Source organism: Janthinobacterium sp. OK676, assembly GCF_900103595.1.
In the GTDB taxonomy this organism is placed as follows: domain Bacteria; phylum Pseudomonadota; class Gammaproteobacteria; order Burkholderiales; family Burkholderiaceae_D; genus Janthinobacterium.
The window spans coordinates 182,071-201,218 of the sequence record NZ_FNHA01000014.1 but is presented as its reverse complement, the minus strand read 5'-3'; the positions used below and the strand labels follow the sequence as shown (position 1 = coordinate 201,218).

Sequence of the window (19,148 nt, the reverse complement as noted above, 5' to 3'; positions counted from 1 at the left end):
GGCCTTACTCCTTGACTGGCGCCGGCACGATCACGTCCAGCGCGGCCGGACGGATGCGGTACTGCAGCGGCGTATTCATGATGGTCACCTCGCCATCGGTGGCCACGCGCAGGCGGCGGTGATGCGTGGCGATTTCCAGGTCCGTTGCCGTCAGCACGTCAAAATCCTTGGCCTGCGACAACTTGCCGAACAGCGCATGCAAGGCCAGCTTGAGCAAGCCCAATCGGCCCGGACGCTGCGCCACGTACAGGCTCAGCTGGCCGCCATCGAGCCGTTCGCGCTCGCCGATATTCAAGCCTTCCATCAGGTATTCATTATTGCCGATGAAGACGAATGGCGTGCGCCGCGCATGCACGGCGTCGTTGAGTGTCAGTTGCACGCTGAGAAACGGGTAGCGGCGCAAGGCCGCCACCAGGGCCCAGCTGAAGGCCAGCCACTTGCCCCGCCCCAGCCGGCGCTGCTGCTTTTCGCGGTCGCGCACGATATCGGGATACAGGCCCAGGCTGGAATTGTTCAGGAAGATACGGCCATTGACTTCGCCCACGTCGACCTGCCGCGGCACGCCCTGCGCCACGTTGGCAATCGCCGCATCGAGCTCGAGCGGGATAGTCAAATCCTTGGCGAAATGGTTCAAGGTACCCAGCGGCAAGACGCCGAACGGCGTGCCGCTGCCCACGACGACGGAAGCGACGGCATTGATGGTGCCGTCGCCGCCGCCGGCCACGACGATGGGCGCGCCATCGCGCAGCGCTTGTTCGGCCGTGGCGATCATCTCGACACCGCTTTGCGCCAGGGTGATGGCGGCGTCAAGCCCCACGGTGGCGAATTTCGCTTCGAGCTGCTGCGCCCAGTCGGGCGCATAGCCGCAGCCGGCGCCCCCGTTGATGATAACTGCAATCTTGCTCAGGATCGTTCCCCCTTATTTGGTTTGCCGGATGTGCCGGCGCCGGCGCAGGGTCGACACGCCGGCGATGCAGATGGCGAGCCAGCCATAGCTTTCCGCCATGGCCGCCAGCACATCGCTCAGGTAATGCGCGCCCAGGTAGATGCGGCTGAAACCCACGAGCGCCGCCATCAGGAATGCCGCCAGCGCGATGGCGATGCGCTTGCCCCAGGCGCCCGGCGCCGTCTGGCAAATCAGGTAGGCGGCCAGCAAGCCGTACAGGGCCGTCGAGGTGGCGGTATGGCCACTGGGAAAACTGTACGTGCTCAAGGCCGTCTGCAGGATGGGTTCGTCAAAACTGGGCCGAGCGCGGACAAAAATGTACTTTAGCAGCAGGTTCAAAAACATGACGCCCGGCATGGTGATAACCAGGGTAAACAGCCAGTAATCGGCGCCCTTGCGGTGCAGATACCAGCCCAGCAAGACGGCCAGAGTAATGGCGCCGATCACGCCATGCATGTGCGTGACGACCAGCAGGCAGCGGGTAGCCCACGGCACGGCATGCTGGTTGAACCACTGCGCCACCTGCAAGTCGATCACGGTAATTTGGGCCATGCCCATGACGGCTTCGGCGATCTCGTGGAAGACCACGATGGCCACCAGCATCAGGGCCACGCCCACCGTCATATGCAGGCCCAGCTCGCCTTCGGGCGACAGACGCGCCTCGACGAAGCGGCGCAGTTTCGTGGCCCAGCCCGTGGTCATGCTCATGTCATTTTTCTCTTGCAAACTCATCTCTCTTTCATGTTCCTGGTGCTGATCAAAAAAACCACACCAGTAAAAAAATACTGTTTATTCATACAGTAGCTGTGTATTCATACAGTAGTTATGCTATTCTGATGACTCGTTCAACACATCTCCCTCAAAGGAATTGTCATGGCAACATTGAATAGCGGTTTTGGCTCACGGTTCGGCCTGGAATACGCCCCAAGCTCTTTCCTCGTCCGCATGGGCAAGCGCGAAATCCTCGTCTGCCGCGACTTCCGCAAGCGCTACTACACCGTCAATCCCTTGATCGAGTGCGGTACGGGCATCGAGCCGGGCTATGTTGAAGTGCTGCTGATGCGCCGTTGGTTGCTCATTCTATCCAAGGCACATTAAGAATGACTTTAAAACAAGGTGCTCGCACCCTGTTGTAAAGTCAGCTCCGCCCGGCCACGCCGGGAGCGCGCCAGTACTGGCCAGCGGCAACGCTGGCCAACCCCTCATTACTGTGTGCGTTCCGGTGCGGCCGGGCTGGCAGGTGTTTGCACTGGCAGTGCCTTGTCAGACACGTTCGCTTCGTACCACAAGGTCACGAACAGCACCATGACGACAGGGCCGATGAACAGGCCCACGAGTCCCAGGGTTTCCACGCCGCCCAGGATGCCGAACAGCACGGCCAGGAAAGGCAAGCGGGTGGCGTTACCGATCATGCCGGGACGCACGAAATGGTCGGCCACGAACAGCACCACCGTGCCCCACACGGCCACGCCGATGGCGGCGCCGACATTACCCTGGAAAACCAGCAAGGCGGCCGCACACAAGTAGGCGAGCGGCGCGCCAAAGGGGATGATGGCCAGGATGCCCGTGGCAAAGGCCCACAGGGCGGGCGACGGCAAGCCGGCGATGGCGTAGGCAATGCCGATCAGCACGCCTTCGGCCAGGCCCACCAGCACCAGGCCGTTGACTGTCGCGCGGATGGCGGTCGGGATCTTTTGCGCATAGCGGCCCCACCGTTCGGGGCGCAGGAAATGGCTGCCGACAGCCGTGATCTGGCGCGTCAGCGCTTCGCCATCCTTGTAGAAGAAAAACAGGCATAAAAACGCCAGGCCGAAGTCGACCAGGCGGTGGAACACGTCCGCGCCCAGCACCTTGAGCATGTCGCGCGCCGAATGAAAGCCGCCCACGGCGCTGCCAGCAAAGAAGTGGCCGAGGCCATGGGGCTGGCTCAGGGTGGCTTGCCACCAGTCGCCGATGGCACTGCCGGCCAGGGGAATGTGCGCCACCCAGTCCGGCACGGGCAAGCCGTCGGTATTCGCATGGACGACGAAATTGGCCAGCACGGGCACTTCGCGCGCCGCCTGTGCCACGCCGAACAGCACGGGAATGATGAAGATGCAGGCAAACGCCAGGGTCAGCACGGCGGCCGCCACGATGGGACGCTGGCCCAGGGCCGCGCGCACGCGCAGGTACAAGGGCCAGGTGGCCACGCACAGGATGCCGGCCCACACGAGCGGCAAAAAGAAACGCTGCATGACGAAGGCCGTCACGGCGACCAGGGCCAGGGAAAAGCCTGCGCTGACGATGTCGCGCTGGGTATCGTTCATGCCACTCCATTCGTGCCCGGCGCCAAGCGCGGCCAGGATACGCTACGCGCCAGTCGCGCAGGCGTAGCGTAACACGGCGGCATGGCGATTTACACGAGGCCCAGTTCCACCGGTTTCACGCCGGCAAACACGTGGTCAAGCTGCGCCGGGGTCAAACCGAAAGTGCGGCGCAGCAGGCCGCCCAGCACGGCCCGGTATTCATTGAGCACGGGCATGTCGCGGTTCTGGAACAGGTTCGCCTGCGAAATCGCCACCTGCTCGCCCGCCACCTGCTTGCCATGGATCGCCCCGCCCAGCACCCAGAAGACGCTGCCGTGGCCATGGTCCGTGCCGCGGTTGCCGTTTTCGCGGAAGGTGCGGCCAAATTCGCTGACCACGACGACGACGGTATTGCGCCACTCGCTGCCCATTTCCTGCGAAAACGCGGCCAGACCACGCCCCAGCTCGTCGAAGCGCCCCGCCAGGTAGCCGTTGGCGCCGCCCTGTCCCACGTGCGTATCCCAGCCGCCCACGTCCACAAAGCCCAGCTTGTATTTGTCCTTCATCAAGCGGGCAATGCGCTGCGCTTCCAGTTCAAAGCCCTTGGTACTGATGGCGTTGCGGTTGGCCGCCTGCATCTCTCCCGTCAATTCCTTCGTTACATCGTCGCGCACGGCAAAGCCCGCGCTGACCGGCTGCTGCAGGGGCGTGCCCTTGTACATGGCGGCGATGACCTGGCTTTGACGCGCATCTATGCCCGACTTGCCCACGGAGCGCAGTGCCATGTTCGGCACTTGCACGCCGCCCTGGAAGATCAGCGGCAACTGGTCCGTGAAGGAAATGGCGTGGTTGCCTTGCTTGCTATTGAGGCTTTGCGCCAGCCGGTTCAAAAAGCCCGAGCGGAAATCTCGGCGCCCACCGAGTTCCTGCCCCAGTTCGATGCTGTCCTGCGTCTCGAAATGGCTGCGCGTCAAATCCGTCGTGCCCGCAAATGGGATGAAGGCCGCCTCGCCGCTCGTAAACATGGGATAGATGGTTTCGCGCAAGGCCGGATGCAGGGCCCAGTCGGCGTTCAAGGCCAACGCGCCGTTTTCCTCGCCTGGTTTCGCGATGGCGATATTCGGCCGCGATGCATAGTAAAAATCGCTGCCGATGGGCACCAGCAAGTTGTTCGCGTCATAACCGCCGCGCAAAAAGACGAACAGCAGCTTCGCATTCGTGGCGGGCGCGGCCAGCAAGCTGCCCGCATGCGACAACAGCGGCGCGGCGGCCAGGGCTTTCAACAGGTCACGACGGTTCATGACAATTCCTTTCAGCGGTGCATCATTTCGGGCGACGAGAGCAGGAAGGTGTTCCACTCCTGCGGCGAAGCGGCCTGTTCCAGGGCCTGGCGCGTGGCGGGACTCAAGGTTGGCTGCAGCGACTGGTAATACAGGGCGCTGGCCAACTGGGGAAACGCGACCTTTTCCTGCGGCTGCGGGCCATCCGTCTTGAACAGGCCGGCGCTGCCCGAACCGATGGTGCGGGCGATATCGAAGCGCGTCGTCATCTGTCCGGGGCTGGCCCAGGAAGCATCCGTCAAGGGATAGCCGTCCGGCGTCTGGCGTCCGTACAGGGGTTGGCCCATGCGCGAAAGCCAGTTCAGCATGGGGCCCGCGTTCAGGATGGGCTTATCGTCATAGCTGAGGCGCACGGCCGACACCACGTAATGCATGGGGTCCTTGAATTTCTTGCCCAGCGATTGCGTGAATTCGGGGCTGTTGAACATGGTTTGCAGCACGTCGGCGATCATGCCGTCGCTCTGCTGGAAGGTGGCCGCCATGCGCGCCACCAGGGGCGCGGGCGGATTGTCGCCGACGAAATACTGGGCCAGCTTGCCGCTGATAAAGTGCGCGGTGGCGGGACTGCGGCTGAGGCGGTCCAGCGCTTCATCGAGCTCGGCCAGTCCCCTGCCCTTCACCGTTTTGCCGAGGAATTGCTTATCGCCGTAATCGTGGCGGTTCGGGTTGAACTCGAACAAGCCCTGGCGCACGTATTGCGACTGCAAGGCCGGTTTCACCTTCGGCGTATCCGGTCCCAGGTTCACGCCCACGCCCGTCAGGATGCGCGCCAGCTCCTGCACGTCCGCCTGGCTGTAGCCGCCATTGACGCCAAGGGTGTGCAGCTCCATCAGTTCACGCGCATAGTTTTCATTGATGCGCTTGGCAGCGTTGGCTTCATTGTCCAGGTAGCGCAGCATGGCCGGATGGTGGACGGTGGCGCCCAGCAAGTCGCGGAATTTCCCCAGCGCATGCGGGGCGATGGCGTTCGCCTCATAATCGCCGACCATGGCGCGCAAGTTGTGCTTGCCCTGGTGCACGCTGAAATGGTTGAGCCAGAACCAGCTCAGTTGCTGTTGCAGCTGGTTAGTCGAATACACGTCCAACAGCAAGGAGCGCGTGGCCGCCTCGCGCGCCAGGCGGTTGAGTTCCTGCTGGTAATCCTTTTGCGCCTGCTGCTTGGCCATGTCATCCATGACGGCGGCCGACTCCTTGCGTTTTTGCTCCATAGAAACCACCAATTGATCCAGCGGCACCTGACTGATGGTCATGGCGTCGATCTGCGCCTGCACGGCGGGCGGCAGGCTGGCTTTGCCCGGATGCAATTGCGCCTGCAGGTAGCGCTGCCAGCCTTGCGCCTGCACCTGGCGCGCGCTGCCGGCATTGACGCCCCAGCTGACCCTTTCCAGCAAGGCAATGTCCTGCGAGGAACTGGTCTGCGCGCGATGGTCGGCCTGGACGGCAGGTCCGGTGGCGGCGCAGCTGGCCAGCAACAGCAGGGAAATCAAGGTCGTGGGCAATATTCGGCGAGGGGTCATGGCAGTCCTTCAAGCGGTTTCAACCAGAATGCCTGAGGGTACGCCCAGGTTGACCTGCGCATGATTGCCATTTGCAACGAGTTGTAATCAAGCGCGACGGTTTGCCTGCCGATTTCCCTCGGGCGCGGGCACATTAGCAATGAACAATCTCGGATAAAATATTATCGAGAGAACTGCGTATTGCAATGGCACTGCCGTATTTTCTCTCGATCCAGGCATTATCCATACAATAAGTCCACATTAAAAATGAAATGAAAATATTATTTATCGCCGCACTGGGAATGTTATCGCTGATGCAAACGCCGTCATCCTTCGCGGATAATCTCAATGGAAAAACGCTGTATGTACAGAGATGTGCCGTCTGCCACGGAGCAGATATCAAGGGAACGGGGCCATTGGCAAATAAAAGCAATCCTCCCACGCCGGACCTGACAACAGCCGCGTTCAAAAAACGCCTCAAGGATTATCCCGGCGTGATTGTATCGTCGGTCATCCTTCGCCCGAATGGCGACTTGATTCCAAAGACCTTGAAAGAGAATGGCGTCAAGATCGCGCCCTATGCGTGGCGGGTAAAGGATTTTCGCGATTTGAATCAATACATGAGCGAGGTGATTTTAAAGAATCGATGATGCGCAGATCGGCGGCGCGCACATCGGAAATGAACCATCCACGGTCAATCATGCTGTTCGCTCCGCGCACTTGTCGCGCAGAAAATCGCGCAACTGCAGCACGAGCGGCGTCACTTGCGCCCGGTGCATGCACAGCAGCTGCAAGGGCGCGGCCTCGCCCGCCACCTCGGGCAGCAGCACTTGCAGCCGGCCGGAGGCCACGTCGCCGGATACGTCGAGCCGCGACTTGTAGGCGATGCCCAGGCCCGCCACGGCCCAGCGGCGCACCAGGTCGGCATCGTCGGCGCTGCGGTTGCCGCTCACGGTTATCGTCACCTGCTCGCGCTGCGGCAGGCGGTAAAAGGTCCAGCGGTCGTGCAAGCCGTCTTCCAGCGCAAAGCGCAGGCAATTGTGCTGCGCCAAATCTTCCAGCGCCTGCAGGGGGCCTTGTTCGCGCAAATAGGCGGGCGACGCCACCAGCACCCGGTCGTTGGCAGGCGCGACCGGCATGGCGACCATGCTCGAATCGTCCTGCCGGCCATAGCGGATGGCCACGTCGACTTGCTGGCGCACCATGTCGGCCACCCGGTCGCTGACGCTGAGCTGGTAGTGCAGCTTCGGATGGCGCGACTGGAATTCGTCGAGCCAGCCCAGCATCAGGTTGCGGCCCAGGTCCGAAGGCATGGCAATTTTCAAGGTTCCGCCGAAACTGTCCTTGCCTGCCAGCAGCGCATCGTGACCGGCGCGCAGCAGGCGCAAGGCTTCGCGCGCATGTTCCAGGTATTGCGTGCCTTCCGCCGTCAGGCTCAGCGAACGGGTCGTGCGGGCCAGCAGGCGCAAGCCCAGTTCCCCTTCCAGGCGCTTGACGGCGGCGCTGGCCAGCGCGGGCGAAATGCCGATCTCGCGCGCGGCCGCCGACAAACTGCCCCGGTCGGCCGTGCGCACAAATACCTGCAAGTCATCGAGTCGCAGCAATTTTCAGCATTCCTTTGAAAGTGTTTCGGTACGCGCCCCCTGTTTCCAGGGCGAGAAAATGGCCATGATACGTCAAGCCCGTATGGCCACGCCAACAATGGTGTCGGATTACGGTCCTTCGGACCTGATCCGACCTACGCCGACTCCATCACTGTTTACCGAAAGAACACCCATGAAAGCCATCGCCTACCACCACAGCCGGCCCATCACGGATGCCGACGCCCTGCTCGATATCGAGCTGCCCGTGCCCGCCGCCACGGGGCGCGACCTGCTCGTCGCCGTCAAGGCCATTTCCGTCAACCCCGTCGACACCAAGGTGCGCAAAAACCGGGCGCCGAAAGACGGCCAGCCGGAAGTGCTGGGCTGGGATGCGGCCGGCGTCGTCACCGCCGTCGGCCCCGACGTGAGCCTGTTCCAGGTGGGAGACAAAGTCTGGTACGCGGGCGCCATCAACCGTCCCGGCAGCAACAGCGAATTCCAGCTGGTCGACGAGCGCATCGTGGGCCACATGCCGGCCAGCCTCGACTTCGCCCCGGCCGCCGCCCTGCCTTTAACCGCCATCACGGCCTGGGAATTGCTGTTCGACCGCCTGCAGATCAGCCGTGACAAGAGTCATACCGGCAAGTCGCTGCTGGTGATCGGCGCGGCCGGTGGCGTCGGTTCCGTACTCGTGCAACTGGCGCGGCAATTGACGGGCGTGACCATCATCGGCACGGCGTCGCGCGCGGAAACGGCGGACTGGGTCAGGGAGCTGGGCGCCCACCACGTGATCGACCACAGCCTGCCGCTGGCGCAGGAAATCACGCGCCTGGGCTTGCCACCCGTCGATTATGTAATCAGCCTGAACCAGACGGACAGGCATTTCGAGCAAATCGTGGAACTGATCGCGCCGCAGGGCAAGTTTGCCCTGATCGACGACCCCGAGCACATCGACGTGCGCAAGTTCAAGGGCAAGAGCGTGTCGTTGCACTGGGAACTGATGTTTACCCGTTCGCTGTTCCAGACGGCCGACATGATCAAGCAGCATGAATTGCTCGAGGAACTGGCGCAGCTGGTCGATGCGGGCGTCATCAAGACCACCCTGGCCGAGCGCTTCGGCACGATCAATGCGGCAAACCTGAAGCGCGCGCATGCCCTGCTGGAAAGCAATACCGCGAAAGGGAAAATCGTACTGGAAAGTTTTAATTAATCAGGCAATCAAAATGGCCCGGAAATCATTGACGTTCGTCAAGGTTGGGCCAGTGATCACGCTATCTCCCAGCGCCTGGAAGAAGCCGTGGCCATCGTTGTTGTCCAGGCTGTCGCGTGGCTTGATGCCTTGCGCCCAGGCCCGTTGCAGGGTGTCGGGCGCCAGAACCGCGCCGGCGATATCTTCCTGGCCGTCGACGCCATCCGTGTCGCCGGCCAGCGCGTGGATGCCCTCGTGGCCGTCCAGCGCGATGCCCAGCGCCAGCAGGAATTCCACGTTGCGCCCGCCGCGCCCGTCGCCGCGCACGGTGACCGTCGTTTCGCCGCCCGACAGCAGCACGCACGGGGCGGGAAACGGCTGGCCCCTAAGGGCCGTTTGCAGCGCGATGCCGGCCATCACCTTGCCCACGTCGCGCGCCTCGCCTTCCAGGCTGTCGCCCAGGATATACGGCGTGAAGCCGGCCGCGCGCGCCACGCCAGCGGCCGCTTCCAGCGCCATCTGCGGCGTGGCGATCAGGCTCGTGCGCGTGCGCGCCAGCCGTGGATCGTCGGGTTTCATGGATTCGCCGCGCCCGCTTTCCAGGGTCTTTCGTATGCTGTCCGGCAAGTCCATGCCATAGCGGCGCACGATGGCCAGCGCGTCGTCGCACGTCGTCGCGTCGCCCACCGTGGGGCCGGACGCGATGTCGCCGAGCTTGTCGCCGGGCACGTCGGAAATCGCCAACGTGATGACTTGCGCCGGATGGCAGGCGGCCGCCAAGCGCCCACCCTTGATGGCGGACAAATGCCGGCGCACGCAATTCATTTCGCCGATGGTGGCGCCCGACGCCAGCAGCGCGCGGTTCAATGCCTGCTTGTCTTCCAGGCTGATGCCGTCAAGTGGCAAGGCCAGCAGGGACGACCCCCCTCCCGAAATCAGGCACAGCACCGTATCGTCAGCGTGCAAATTGCCGACCAGCTCGAGCATGCGGCGCGCCGCGTCCATGCCTGCCTGGTCGGGCACGGGGTGCGACGCTTCGACGATCTCGATGCGTTCACACGGCACGGCATAGCCGTAGCGCGTCACCACCAATCCCGACAGCGGCCCCGGCCAGTGCCGCTCCACGGCTTGCGCCATGGCGGCCGACGCCTTGCCCGCGCCGATGACGATCAGCCGACCCTTGGGCGCGGGCGGCAGATGGGGCGGTATGCAGTGCGATGGCTGGGCCGCTGCGATGGCGGCCTGGAACATCGCTTGCAGCAAGGCGCGTGGCGGTGGGGTCGTCGTCATGGTCAATTCCTCCGGTTCGATGGCATCAGCGGTTCACTCAACGGTTCACAATCCGCGCGGGAACGCGCAGCACCAGTATGGCGCCCAGCAGCAGGACTGCGGAAAGAATATACAGTGCCACGTCGGTGCCGCCCGTCGCATCCTTGATCCAGCCGACGAGGAAAGGACTGACGAAACCGGCCACCTGGCCCAGCGAATTGATCAGCGCCAGGCCGCCGGCCGCCGCCGCGCTGCCGAGAAACGCCGTCGGCAAGGGCCAGAACATGGGCAGGCCGGACAGCGCGCCCATGGTCGCCAGCGACAGGCCGATGAGGGCGACGACCACGTTGCCGTGCGCCTGTGTCGCCAGCAGCAAGCCGCACAGCGCCATCAGCAAAGGGCCGCTCAAGTGCCAGCGGCGTTCCTTGTGCCTGTCGGCCGAACGGCCCACCCAGATCATGAAGATGCTGGCGCACAGGTAGGGAATGGCGCTGACCCAGCCCACGGCCACGGGGCTGGCGAAACCGAGCGACTTGACGATGGTGGGCAACCAGAAGTTGATCGCGTACACGCCCATCTGGATGCAGAAATACACAAGGCCCAGCATCCACACATGCTTGTTGCGCAGCACGCTGGCAAAGGTGTCGGCCGTATTCGCGCTGTTGCGGCGCTGGCGTTCGTCCTCGTCGAGGTCGGCGCGCAGCAGCTGCTTTTCTTCCGCATTGAGCCATTTCGCCTGGGCGATGCCGTCGTTCAGCAGCACGTACACAAGCAAGCCCAGCAGCACGGTGGGGATGCCTTGCATCAAGAACATCCATTGCCAGCCGGCCAGTCCGCCGTGACCGGCGAACGATTGCATCATCCAGCCCGACAAGGGGCTGCCCAGCAAGCCGGAAATGGGAATGGCCGACATGAACAGGCCCATGATGCGGCCCCGGCGCGAAGCGGGATACCAGTTCGTAAAGTACAGCACGATGCCGGGGAAGAAGCCCGCCTCGAACACGCCCGTGATGAAGCGCAGCGAATAGAACGCGGCCGGCGTGGTGACGAACATCAGGCAGGCCGAGGCGATGCCCCAGGCGATCATCAGGGTGCCGATGACCTTGCGCGCGCCCAGGCGGTGCAGCAGCAGATTGCTGGGCACGCCACTGGCCACGTAGCCGATGAAGAAAATGCCGGCGCCCAGGCCGTACACGCTTTCGCTCCATTGCAGCGCATCGAGCATTTGCAGCTTGGCAAAGCCGACATTCACGCGGTCCAGGTAATTGAACAGATAGCAGATGAAGATGAAGGGGATCAGATGCAAGGTGACCTTGCGGTAGGCGCCTTCGCGCACGCCGTCCTGCGCGGACGCGCCGGCGGACAGGCTGGCGCCTGGATGGGTGGTCATGGGTGTCTCCTGACTATTTTTTTATGGGATACGGCCAGCCCATCGTACAATCGCCGGCAGAAACAGTCATCGTGCGGATGCATGAAAAAATATGGTGCTTGATACGATGATTCCATGCAAATGCACAAGACGGACCACCATATGCCGAATATTGACCTCCCCCTGGCGCAGGACATCGTCCGGCGCACCATGCACATCATTCCCTTCAGCGTGAACGTCATCGATGCGCGCGGCGTGATCCTGGCCAGCGGCGATCCGCAGCGCGTGGGCGACCTGCATCCGGGCGCGCAACTGGCGCTAGCCCGGCGCGCCAGCGTGGAAATCGGCGCGGCCGACATGGCCCGGCTGCCCGGCACGCGGGCCGGCATCAACCTGCCCCTGACGGTGCGCGGCGAGATTTGCGGCGTGCTGGGCCTGACGGGCGAGCCGGACGCCGTGCGCCAGTTCGGCGAACTGGTGCGGGCCATGGCGGAAATGATGCTGGAGCAGGCGCGGCTGGTCAGCGAATTGCAGCACGAAAAGCGCTACCGCGAGGAATTCGTGTTCCAGCTCGTCTACCGCACGGGCATTTCGGACGCCAGCATGCAGGCATGGGCGGCGCGCCTGGCCGTCGATTTGCGCGTGCCGCGCGCCATGTTCGTGCTGGAAATACCCGATGCGGGCGAAGGCCCGGGCGAGCGGCTGGACCAGGTGCTGACACAGCTGCAGCAAGTGCAGTCCGACCTGTCCGCCCGCTGGCCCTCGCTGCTGATGGCCGTCGTCTCGCCGGGAGAACTGGTGCTGCTCGACGCCTTTCCCGCCAGCGGCCCGCAGCAGGCGCGCGCGGCGCAAGCCAGGCAGCGCCTGCTCGAACTGCACCAAGTGGCGCAGCAGGCGCTCACGCCGAGCGCCACCCTGTCCATGGGCGTGGCCTTGCCGGGCCTCGATGGCGCGACGGCCTCGTATGAATCGGCAAAGCAGACGGCGCGCGTGGGGCGTACCCGCGATGGCGGGCAATCCACTTTTTCCTATCTGGAACTGAGCCTGCCCGTGCTGTTGTCCGGCCTGCAAGCGGGTTGGCAGGCCGAGCAATTGCGCCAGACCCTGGCGCGCCTGCTGGCGCACGACCGCAAGTCGGGCACCCTGATGCGCACCCTGGCCGCCTGGTTCCGCCACCACAGCCACCCGATGGCCACGGCCAAGGCCCTGCACATCCACCGCAACACGCTCGATTACCGGCTGCAAAAGATCGCCGAACTGACGGGGCTGGACCTGGACGACACGGATGACCGTTTGCTGCTGTATGTCGCCCTGCAGCTCAATTGACGCCCCCGTCTACAATGACGGCTGACCGCACAACAGGAATAGCATGAACGACGCCATCGAATGGACCAGTCTTGCCCGCACTTTCGGGCTGTTTACCGTCACGGCCGTGGCCGAACTGCTGGGCTGCTACCTGCCCATGCTATGGCTGAGCAACAAGGGCAGCGCCTGGCTGCTGGTGCCGGCCGCCCTCAGCCTGCTCGTCTTCGTCTGGCTGCTGACCTTGCATCCGGCCGCCAGCGGCCGCGTGTATGCCACGTATGGCGCCATCTACATCGCCACGGCGCTGGGCTGGCTGTGGCTGGTGGACGGCGTCACGCCCGCCTGGACCGACATCGCCGGCGTGGGCCTGGCCCTGGCTGGCGCCGCCGTCATTGCCATGGGGCACAAAGCGGCTTGACGTGCATCAGGCGGCATGCGCGCGGAAATTCGTTTCCGCCGACCACACCGCGTTGGCGCGGGCCAGCAACACGGCTTCGCCATCGGCCAGCCAGTCGTCCGCATCGGCGATCTTCCACATGGCTTGCAGCAACTGGCGGCGCAGGTCCGGCTCGGTGATTTCATCGAGCAGGCTGTCGATCACGCCATGGGCCAGTTGCACGGCGCCATGCACGGTCGACGTCAGCATGTCGTCGCACAGGTCTTGCAGCAATTGCTGGAAAGCGGCCGGTTCGAGGTCGATGTGCTCGAGGATCTTGCTGCGGTGCATGGCTTGCAGCTCGGCGCTGGCCAGGTTGCCATCGACCACCATCATCAAGGCCAGAATACGTCCCGCTGCCTGGGGACTGTTCATTGCATAGGTACGCATAGTTCACCTTCCATTCTCGGTTAAAAAACGCGCCCCGCCATTGCAGGGCGCGCGGTACGGCATTTACTTCTTGTCGCCGCGGGTGATGAATACGCTCGCCACGCAGCTAGCCACGATCAGGACCGCCACCACCAGCAACGATGCTTCCACCGGCACGTGGTACCACGGCATGATCAGCATCTTGGCGCCGATGAACACCAGCACCATCGCCAGGCCATACTTGAGCATGTGGAAGCGGTCAGCCACGTCCACCAGCAGGAAGTACAGGGCGCGCAATCCCATGATGGCGAACAGGTTCGACGTGAAGACGATGAACGGGTCCGTCGTGATGGCGAAAATCGCCGGGATCGAATCGACCGCAAATACCAGATCCGTCACCTCGATCAGGATCAGCACGAGGAACAGCGGCGTGACATAGCGCAAGCCACCCTTGGCCACGAAGAAACGTTCGCCATGGTCGCCGTCGGCCACCCGCAAATGGCGGCGGGCAAAGCGCAGCACGGGGTTGTTCGCCACGTCCGGTTCCGCATCGGCCGCCACCAGCATGCGCATGCCCGTTACCAGCAGGAAGGCGCCGAACAGGTACAGCACCCAGCTGAACTCGCTCACTACCCACGCACCGGCCATGATCATCACGGCGCGCATGACGATGGCGCCCAGCACGCCATAGATCAACACCCGGCGCTGGTACTGGATCGGCACCTGGAAGGCGCTGAAGATCAGCAGGAAGACGAACACGTTATCGACCGACAGGGCTTTCTCGATCAGGTAGCCGGAGAAAAATTCCAGCGCCTTCTGGTTGGCGATCTCGGGACCGGCCGTGCCGTTCAGATACCACCACAGACCGCCGTTGAACAGCAGGGCCAGGCTGACCCACACGAGCGACCACGTCGCCGCTTCCTTGACACCGACCTTGTGCGCCTTGTTGCCGCCGAAAACGAACAAGTCCAGCGCCAGCATCACGAGGACAAAGGCGATGAAGCCGGCCCACATGGGTGTTGTCGCAATACTTTCCAGGCCATTCATCGGCGGCCTCCGCAACTATCCGTTTGTATCCTGAGGTCCATGACACTCTCCTTGCATGAATTGAGCAGCCATCATAGTCTGAATATAAACATCGAACAAATCGAATATAATTTAATAATACATCGAAAAACTCGATGTATTAATCTGCCGGGAAAACCCATGTCGACACTCAACTTCAAGCACTTGCGTTATTTCTGGATGGTGGCCAAGACGGGCAGCATCGCCCGCGCGGCCGAGCAGCTGCACCTGACGCCGCAATCGATCTCCGGCCAGCTCAGCGAGTTTGCCGACACCCTGGGCGTGGAACTGTTCCGCCGCAGCGGGCGCCAGCTGGAATTGACGGACACGGGCAGGCGCATCCTCAGCCATGCCGAAAGCATTTTCAGCACGGGCGATGAATTGCTGGAAATCGTGCGCGACCAGTCGCGCACGACGACGACGACCTTCCGCGTGGGCTGCGCCGATTCCGTGTCGAAACTGATCGCCTGCCGTCTCGTGGAGCCGGCGCTGGGCCTGGCCGAGCCGCTGCGCATCATCTGCCGCGAAGGCCGGCTGGCCAGCCTGCTGGCGGACCTGGCCGTGCACCGGCTCGACCTGATCATGGCGGACCGCCCCATGCCGGCCCACTTGAGCGTGCGCGGCTTTAACCATTTGCTCGGCGAAAGCGGCATGACCCTGTTCGGCACGCCAGCCCTGGCCGCCACCCTGACGGGCGGCTTCCCGCAATGTCTGGACGGCGCGCCGCTGCTGCTGCCGGGCGAAGACTTCGCCATCTACGGGCGCTTGCTGCAGTGGCTCGGCGACAATAATTTGCACCCGCGCATCGTCGGCGAGTTCGACGACAGCGCCATGATGAAGGCCTTTGGCCAGTCCGGCGCCGGCCTGTTCTTCGCCCCCACCGTCATCGCGCCCCAGGTGTGCGAGCAATACGCCGTCGTGGCGCTGGGCCGGGTCGACAGCCTCGTCGAGCAGGTGTATGCGATCACCACGGAACGGCGCTTGCGCCACCCGGCCACCGTCGCCATCAGCCAGAGCGCGCGGCGCGAGCTGTTCGTCTAGGCGCTACACGGCGCTGACGACGATCTTGCCCGGCTGCCCGCCCCGCTCCAGCAGCGCATGGGCGCGCCGCAAGGTGGCCGCGTCCATGGGCGACAATTCCTGCCGCACGGTATGGCGCAGCACGCCATCTTCCAGCAAGCGCGCCACGCGGTTCAGTATCCGGTGCTGCTCGATCATGTCTTCGGTGGCAAACAAAGGCCGCGTAAACACCATTTCCCAGTGCAAGGAGATGCTCTTGCCCTTCAGCGGCGCCGCATCAAACTGCTCGTGGTCGTCGATGACGGCCAGCTTGCCATGCGGCGCGATGAGCTCCACCAGTTGCGCAACGTGTTGCGCCGTGTGCGACAGCGCGGCGATATGGCGCACGGGCGCCACGTTCAATGCCGCCACCTGCGCCGGCAGGGGTTGTGCATGGTCGATCACGTGATGGGCGCCCATGGCGCGGCACCAGTCGCCGCTGTCGCCGCGCGAGGCCGTGGCGATCACCGTAAAACCCGTCAACTGGCGCGCCAGCTGGATCAGCATGGAACCGACGCCGCCCGCGCCGCCCAGCACCAGCAGGCTGCCCCGTTCCCGCCTGTCGCCGGGCGCGACGGCAAAACGCTCGAACAGCAATTGCCACGCCGTCAGCGCCGCCAGCGGCACGCTGGCGGCCTGCGCAAAATCCAGCGTCACCGGCATGCGCCCTGCGATACGCTCATCGACCAGCTGATATGCGGCATTTGCACCCGCGCGGTGGAACGAGCCCGCGTAATACACGGCTTGCCCCGGTTTAAACAGGGTCACTTCGCTGCCCACCACATCCACGACGCCGGCCGCATCCCAGCCCAGAGTCGTGACGGCATCGGGTACCGTCACCAGCCCCGCGCGCACCTTGGTGTCGAGCGGATTGATACCGACGGCGCGCACCTGCACCAGCACCTCGCGCGGGCCGGGCACGGGCATCGGGCCTTCCATGTCGAACAGGCCGCCTTGTTCGCCCACACTGCTGCCTTTCTTGAAACCGATCATCTTCATTGCATGCTCCCGCAGGTCAAAACCCCATGGTAAGCAGCCACGCGAGAAAGAAAAATATGCTTCAATGCGTTTCACACCTGACCAAACTGTCATGAATCATGCAAGACATCGATAATCTCTCCGGCGTGGCCCTGTTCGTGCAACTGGCGCAGGCGGGCAGCTTTGTCGCCGCCGCGCGCCAGGCCGGCATTTCACCATCGGCCGTCAGCAAGAGTCTGGCCCGACTCGAGCAGCGGCTGGGCGCGCGCCTGTTCCAGCGCAGCACGCGCCAGCTGAGCCTGACGGCCGAGGGCAAGCTGTTCCTCGCGCGCAGCGAGCGCATCCTGGCGGAAATGCAGGCGGCGCAGGAGGAGCTGGCGGGCAAGCTGGCGCCGCGCGGACGCCTGCGCCTGGGCTTGCCGGAACTGGGTAGCGTGTTCCTGCCCGCGCTGGCCGATTTCGCCGCGCAGCACCCGGCCATCGCCCTCGACCTGGACTTTTCCGATGCGCTGGCCGATGTCGTCGGCGACGGTTTCGACGCCGTCATCCGCATCGGCGCCCCGCGCGATTCGCGCCTGGCCGCGCGCAAGCTGGGCCAGTTCCGCTCCTGCCTCGTGGCCTCACCCGCCTACCTGGCGCGCCACGGCACGCCCAGCCATCCCCTTGAACTGCAACAACATGCTTGCCTGCACTACCGCTTCCGCCACAGCGGCAAGGTGGAACAGTGGCAGCTGCGCCAGCAAGCCGAGGCGCCGGTGCCGGAATTGCCACTGTCCATGGTCTGCAACAACGTCGAGGCACGGCTGCACTTCGCGCGGCAAGGCCTGGGTATCGCCTGGCTGCCCGACTTTTATGTGCGCTCCGCCATCGACGACGGCAGCCTGGTCGAAGTGCTGAGGGACTACGCGATCGCCGGCCATCCGGCCCACAGTTGCTGGCTGCTGTGGCCATCCGGGCCGCACCTGGCGCCGAAAGTGCGGGCGCTCGTCGATTTCCTGGCCGGAGCGGATCTTCTGTTGCCAGCCGCCTACGGATCAGGCCGATAAAATACATTCGGACAAATACACATATATAATGGCAAGTCTCCCCGACGCCCTGCGCGCCCCTTCCTGGACTTGCCGCAATGAAGCATTTGCACGATATTCCCTCTGCCTTCAAGCATGAATTTGCCAACCCGCGCCTGTGGTGGTCGCGCGCCGTCGTCGTCGGCATGGCCGCCATCGCGGGGCTCGTCGTCGTGGGCTTTACGTGGCTGGCGGAGGAAGCGCTGGACTTGTTTCTCTTTTTTAACGGCAAGGCCTGGTGGTTCGCCCTGCTGTGGACGCCGGCCTGCGCCGCCCTGCTGGTCTGGCTGACGCGCCGCTACGCGATGGGTGCGGCCGGTTCCGGCATCCCGCAAGTGATGGCGACACTGGACCCGGCTGTCGCGCCCGAGCAGCGCTCATTGTTTGTCTCCCTGAAACTCAGCGCCGCGAAGATCGTCCTGACGGCGGGCGGCTTGCTGGGGGGATTGTCGCTGGGGCGCGAAGGGCCATCCGTGCAGATCGCCGCCGGCGTGATGCTGTCCGCGCGCCGCTGGCTGCCCCGTCATTCGCAGGTGAGCGCCCATTCCCTGCTGGTGGCCGGCGGCGCGGCCGGCATCGCGGCCGCCTTCAACACGCCGCTGGCCGGCGTCATGTTTGCCATCGAGGAACTTTCGCGCTCGCCCGAGCAGCGCAACAGCGGCCTCATCGTCGCCGGCATCGTGCTGGCCGGCATGATGGCCGTGTCCATCCACGGCAACGCCACCCACTTCGGCATCATCCACCCGGGTCCCATCGGCCTGGCGCTGGCCTTGCCGGGCTTGCTCGTGACCCTGGTCGCGGGCGTGGCCGGCGGCCTGTTCGCGCGGCTGCTGCTGGCGTCCGCCCGCGGCAATCCGCTGGGCAAATTGTCCGCGTGGAGAAAAGGCCGGCCCGTGCTGTTCGCCGCCGTGTGTGGCCTGCTGGTGGCGGCCATCGGCATCGCCAGCCATGGCGCCACGTTCGGCAGCGGCACCGTGGCCACGCGCGCCATGCTGGAAGGCTCGTCCGACGTGGCGCCCGCCTTTGTCGCCTTCAAATATGTGGCGACGTGGCTGACCGTGTGGTCGGGCGTGCCGGCCGGCATCTTCGCGCCGTCGCTGGCCATCGGCGCCGGCATCGGCCACGATATCGCCGTGCTGCTCCATTACCCGCACGCGCCGGCCCTGATCGCGCTGGGCATGGTCGGTTTCCTGGCCGCCGCCACGCAGGCGCCGCTGACGGCGTTTATCATCGTCATGGAAATGGTCGATGGCCACGGCATGGTGCTCAGCCTGATGGCCTGCGCCGTCGTGGCCAGCACGGTCTCGCGCGTCCTGAGCGAACCGCTGTACGGCGCGCTGGCCCAGCTGCAGCTGCAGCGGCTGCCGCAGGCCAGCCGGGAAACTACATCGTAAG

General features: G+C 64.1%; 19 protein-coding genes. 8 read left to right on the top strand and 11 right to left on the bottom strand.

What is annotated here, in order from left to right; translation table 11 throughout:
- Nucleotides 1–4 precede the first annotated feature (4 nt).
- Both BLU39_RS24580 and BLU39_RS24575 read right to left on the bottom strand, forming a co-directional pair.
- On the bottom strand, nucleotides 5–907 hold the full coding sequence (locus BLU39_RS24580) for a diacylglycerol/lipid kinase family protein (protein ID WP_092718154.1): 903 nt from the start codon (nucleotides 905–907) through the stop codon (nucleotides 5–7).
- Between the two features lie 12 nt (nucleotides 908–919).
- Nucleotides 920–1,654, bottom strand: coding sequence for a phosphatase PAP2 family protein (locus BLU39_RS24575; protein WP_092718240.1), 735 nt, complete (start codon nucleotides 1,652–1,654; stop codon nucleotides 920–922).
- Nucleotides 1,655–1,819: 165 nt separating this feature from the next.
- Between BLU39_RS24575 and BLU39_RS24570 the strand changes: the two genes are divergently transcribed.
- Complete coding sequence (locus BLU39_RS24570; protein ID WP_010396348.1) at nucleotides 1,820–2,044, top strand: hypothetical protein; 225 nt, start codon at nucleotides 1,820–1,822, stop codon at nucleotides 2,042–2,044.
- A 107-nt stretch (nucleotides 2,045–2,151) separates the two neighbouring features.
- Here the strand turns inward: BLU39_RS24570 and BLU39_RS24565 are convergent, their stop codons facing one another.
- The 3 genes from BLU39_RS24565 to BLU39_RS24555 all read right to left on the bottom strand — a co-directional run bounded on the left by BLU39_RS24565 (nucleotide 2,152) and on the right by BLU39_RS24555 (nucleotide 6,088).
- A complete protein-coding gene (locus BLU39_RS24565) occupies nucleotides 2,152–3,252 on the bottom strand; it encodes an AI-2E family transporter (protein WP_092718152.1) in 1,101 nt (366 codons plus the stop codon).
- An 89-nt stretch (nucleotides 3,253–3,341) separates the two neighbouring features.
- The gene (locus BLU39_RS24560) at nucleotides 3,342–4,532 is read right to left on the bottom strand and encodes a DUF1501 domain-containing protein (RefSeq protein WP_092718149.1); all 1,191 of its coding nucleotides are present in this window, start codon (nucleotides 4,530–4,532) and stop codon (nucleotides 3,342–3,344) included.
- 11 nt (nucleotides 4,533–4,543) lie between these two features.
- A complete protein-coding gene (locus BLU39_RS24555; RefSeq protein ID WP_092718146.1) occupies nucleotides 4,544–6,088 on the bottom strand; it encodes a DUF1800 domain-containing protein in 1,545 nt (514 codons plus the stop codon).
- A gap of 251 nt (nucleotides 6,089–6,339) precedes the next feature.
- On the opposite strand from BLU39_RS24555, the gene BLU39_RS24550 reads away from it, so the two are divergent.
- Nucleotides 6,340–6,717, top strand: a complete 378-nt coding sequence (locus BLU39_RS24550) for a c-type cytochrome (RefSeq protein ID WP_092718142.1) — start codon at nucleotides 6,340–6,342, stop codon at nucleotides 6,715–6,717.
- Nucleotides 6,718–6,765: 48 nt separating this feature from the next.
- Here the strand turns inward: BLU39_RS24550 and BLU39_RS24545 are convergent, their stop codons facing one another.
- Nucleotides 6,766–7,671, bottom strand: a complete 906-nt coding sequence (locus tag BLU39_RS24545) for a LysR family transcriptional regulator (protein WP_092718139.1) — start codon at nucleotides 7,669–7,671, stop codon at nucleotides 6,766–6,768.
- Between the two features lie 172 nt (nucleotides 7,672–7,843).
- Between BLU39_RS24545 and BLU39_RS24540 the strand changes: the two genes are divergently transcribed.
- Entirely contained in the window at nucleotides 7,844–8,860 is a 1,017-nt protein-coding gene (locus tag BLU39_RS24540) for a zinc-binding alcohol dehydrogenase family protein (protein WP_092718137.1), read from the top strand.
- Here the strand turns inward: BLU39_RS24540 and BLU39_RS24535 are convergent, their stop codons facing one another.
- Together BLU39_RS24535 and BLU39_RS24530 are read right to left on the bottom strand one after the other, a co-directional pair.
- Complete coding sequence (locus BLU39_RS24535) at nucleotides 8,861–10,129, bottom strand: glycerate kinase type-2 family protein (protein WP_092718134.1); 1,269 nt, start codon at nucleotides 10,127–10,129, stop codon at nucleotides 8,861–8,863.
- Nucleotides 10,130–10,166: 37 nt separating this feature from the next.
- Entirely contained in the window at nucleotides 10,167–11,498 is a 1,332-nt protein-coding gene (locus BLU39_RS24530; protein ID WP_092718132.1) for an MFS transporter, read from the bottom strand.
- Between the two features lie 114 nt (nucleotides 11,499–11,612).
- Between BLU39_RS24530 and BLU39_RS24525 the strand changes: the two genes are divergently transcribed.
- Complete coding sequence (locus BLU39_RS24525; protein ID WP_254789060.1) at nucleotides 11,613–12,803, top strand: sugar diacid recognition domain-containing protein; 1,191 nt, start codon at nucleotides 11,613–11,615, stop codon at nucleotides 12,801–12,803.
- Between the two features lie 43 nt (nucleotides 12,804–12,846).
- Nucleotides 12,847–13,200 carry a YnfA family protein gene (locus BLU39_RS24520; RefSeq protein WP_092718129.1) on the top strand — a complete coding sequence of 118 codons (354 nt, stop codon included), beginning with the start codon at nucleotides 12,847–12,849 and terminating at the stop codon, nucleotides 13,198–13,200.
- Between the two features lie 6 nt (nucleotides 13,201–13,206).
- Here the strand turns inward: BLU39_RS24520 and BLU39_RS24515 are convergent, their stop codons facing one another.
- Both BLU39_RS24515 and BLU39_RS24510 read right to left on the bottom strand, forming a co-directional pair.
- Nucleotides 13,207–13,608: a TerB family tellurite resistance protein gene (locus tag BLU39_RS24515; RefSeq protein ID WP_254789059.1), complete on the bottom strand. Its 402-nt coding sequence runs from the start codon at nucleotides 13,606–13,608 to the stop codon at nucleotides 13,207–13,209.
- Nucleotides 13,609–13,671: 63 nt separating this feature from the next.
- Complete coding sequence (locus tag BLU39_RS24510; protein ID WP_092718123.1) at nucleotides 13,672–14,634, bottom strand: TerC family protein; 963 nt, start codon at nucleotides 14,632–14,634, stop codon at nucleotides 13,672–13,674.
- A gap of 159 nt (nucleotides 14,635–14,793) precedes the next feature.
- On the opposite strand from BLU39_RS24510, the gene nhaR reads away from it, so the two are divergent.
- Entirely contained in the window at nucleotides 14,794–15,693 is a 900-nt protein-coding gene (nhaR, locus tag BLU39_RS24505; protein WP_046682401.1) for a transcriptional activator NhaR, read from the top strand.
- Nucleotides 15,694–15,696: 3 nt separating this feature from the next.
- Here nhaR and BLU39_RS24500 read toward each other — a convergent pair whose 3' ends face one another.
- A complete protein-coding gene (locus tag BLU39_RS24500) occupies nucleotides 15,697–16,710 on the bottom strand; it encodes a zinc-binding alcohol dehydrogenase family protein (protein ID WP_092718118.1) in 1,014 nt (337 codons plus the stop codon).
- 98 nt (nucleotides 16,711–16,808) lie between these two features.
- Between BLU39_RS24500 and BLU39_RS24495 the strand changes: the two genes are divergently transcribed.
- Nucleotides 16,809–17,735: a LysR family transcriptional regulator gene (locus tag BLU39_RS24495; RefSeq protein ID WP_314606934.1), complete on the top strand. Its 927-nt coding sequence runs from the start codon at nucleotides 16,809–16,811 to the stop codon at nucleotides 17,733–17,735.
- A gap of 77 nt (nucleotides 17,736–17,812) precedes the next feature.
- On the top strand, nucleotides 17,813–19,147 hold the full coding sequence (locus BLU39_RS24490) for a chloride channel protein (RefSeq protein ID WP_092718115.1): 1,335 nt from the start codon (nucleotides 17,813–17,815) through the stop codon (nucleotides 19,145–19,147).
- The last annotated feature ends 1 nt before the right edge of the window (nucleotide 19,148 follow it).

Excerpts from the sequence above, each read along its gene's own strand:
- BLU39_RS24575 (WP_092718240.1), bottom strand. The coding sequence starts at position 1,654 with ATGAGCATGACCACGGGCTGGGCCACGAAACTGCGCCGCTTCGTCGAG.
- BLU39_RS24570 (WP_010396348.1), top strand. The coding sequence starts at position 1,820 with ATGGCAACATTGAATAGCGGTTTTGGCTCACGGTTCGGCCTGGAATAC.
- BLU39_RS24565 (WP_092718152.1), bottom strand. The coding sequence starts at position 3,252 with ATGAACGATACCCAGCGCGACATCGTCAGCGCAGGCTTTTCCCTGGCC.
- BLU39_RS24560 (WP_092718149.1), bottom strand. The coding sequence starts at position 4,532 with ATGAACCGTCGTGACCTGTTGAAAGCCCTGGCCGCCGCGCCGCTGTTG.
- BLU39_RS24555 (WP_092718146.1), bottom strand. The coding sequence starts at position 6,088 with ATGACCCCTCGCCGAATATTGCCCACGACCTTGATTTCCCTGCTGTTG.
- BLU39_RS24550 (WP_092718142.1), top strand. The coding sequence starts at position 6,340 with ATGAAAATATTATTTATCGCCGCACTGGGAATGTTATCGCTGATGCAA.
- BLU39_RS24540 (WP_092718137.1), top strand. The coding sequence starts at position 7,844 with ATGAAAGCCATCGCCTACCACCACAGCCGGCCCATCACGGATGCCGAC.
- BLU39_RS24535 (WP_092718134.1), bottom strand. The coding sequence starts at position 10,129 with ATGACGACGACCCCACCGCCACGCGCCTTGCTGCAAGCGATGTTCCAG.
- BLU39_RS24530 (WP_092718132.1), bottom strand. The coding sequence starts at position 11,498 with ATGACCACCCATCCAGGCGCCAGCCTGTCCGCCGGCGCGTCCGCGCAG.
- BLU39_RS24525 (WP_254789060.1), top strand. The coding sequence starts at position 11,613 with ATGCAAATGCACAAGACGGACCACCATATGCCGAATATTGACCTCCCC.
- BLU39_RS24520 (WP_092718129.1), top strand. The coding sequence starts at position 12,847 with ATGAACGACGCCATCGAATGGACCAGTCTTGCCCGCACTTTCGGGCTG.
- BLU39_RS24515 (WP_254789059.1), bottom strand. The coding sequence starts at position 13,608 with ATGCGTACCTATGCAATGAACAGTCCCCAGGCAGCGGGACGTATTCTG.
- BLU39_RS24510 (WP_092718123.1), bottom strand. The coding sequence starts at position 14,634 with ATGAATGGCCTGGAAAGTATTGCGACAACACCCATGTGGGCCGGCTTC.
- nhaR (WP_046682401.1), top strand. The coding sequence starts at position 14,794 with ATGTCGACACTCAACTTCAAGCACTTGCGTTATTTCTGGATGGTGGCC.
- BLU39_RS24500 (WP_092718118.1), bottom strand. The coding sequence starts at position 16,710 with ATGAAGATGATCGGTTTCAAGAAAGGCAGCAGTGTGGGCGAACAAGGC.
- BLU39_RS24495 (WP_314606934.1), top strand. The coding sequence starts at position 16,809 with ATGCAAGACATCGATAATCTCTCCGGCGTGGCCCTGTTCGTGCAACTG.
- BLU39_RS24490 (WP_092718115.1), top strand. The coding sequence starts at position 17,813 with ATGAAGCATTTGCACGATATTCCCTCTGCCTTCAAGCATGAATTTGCC.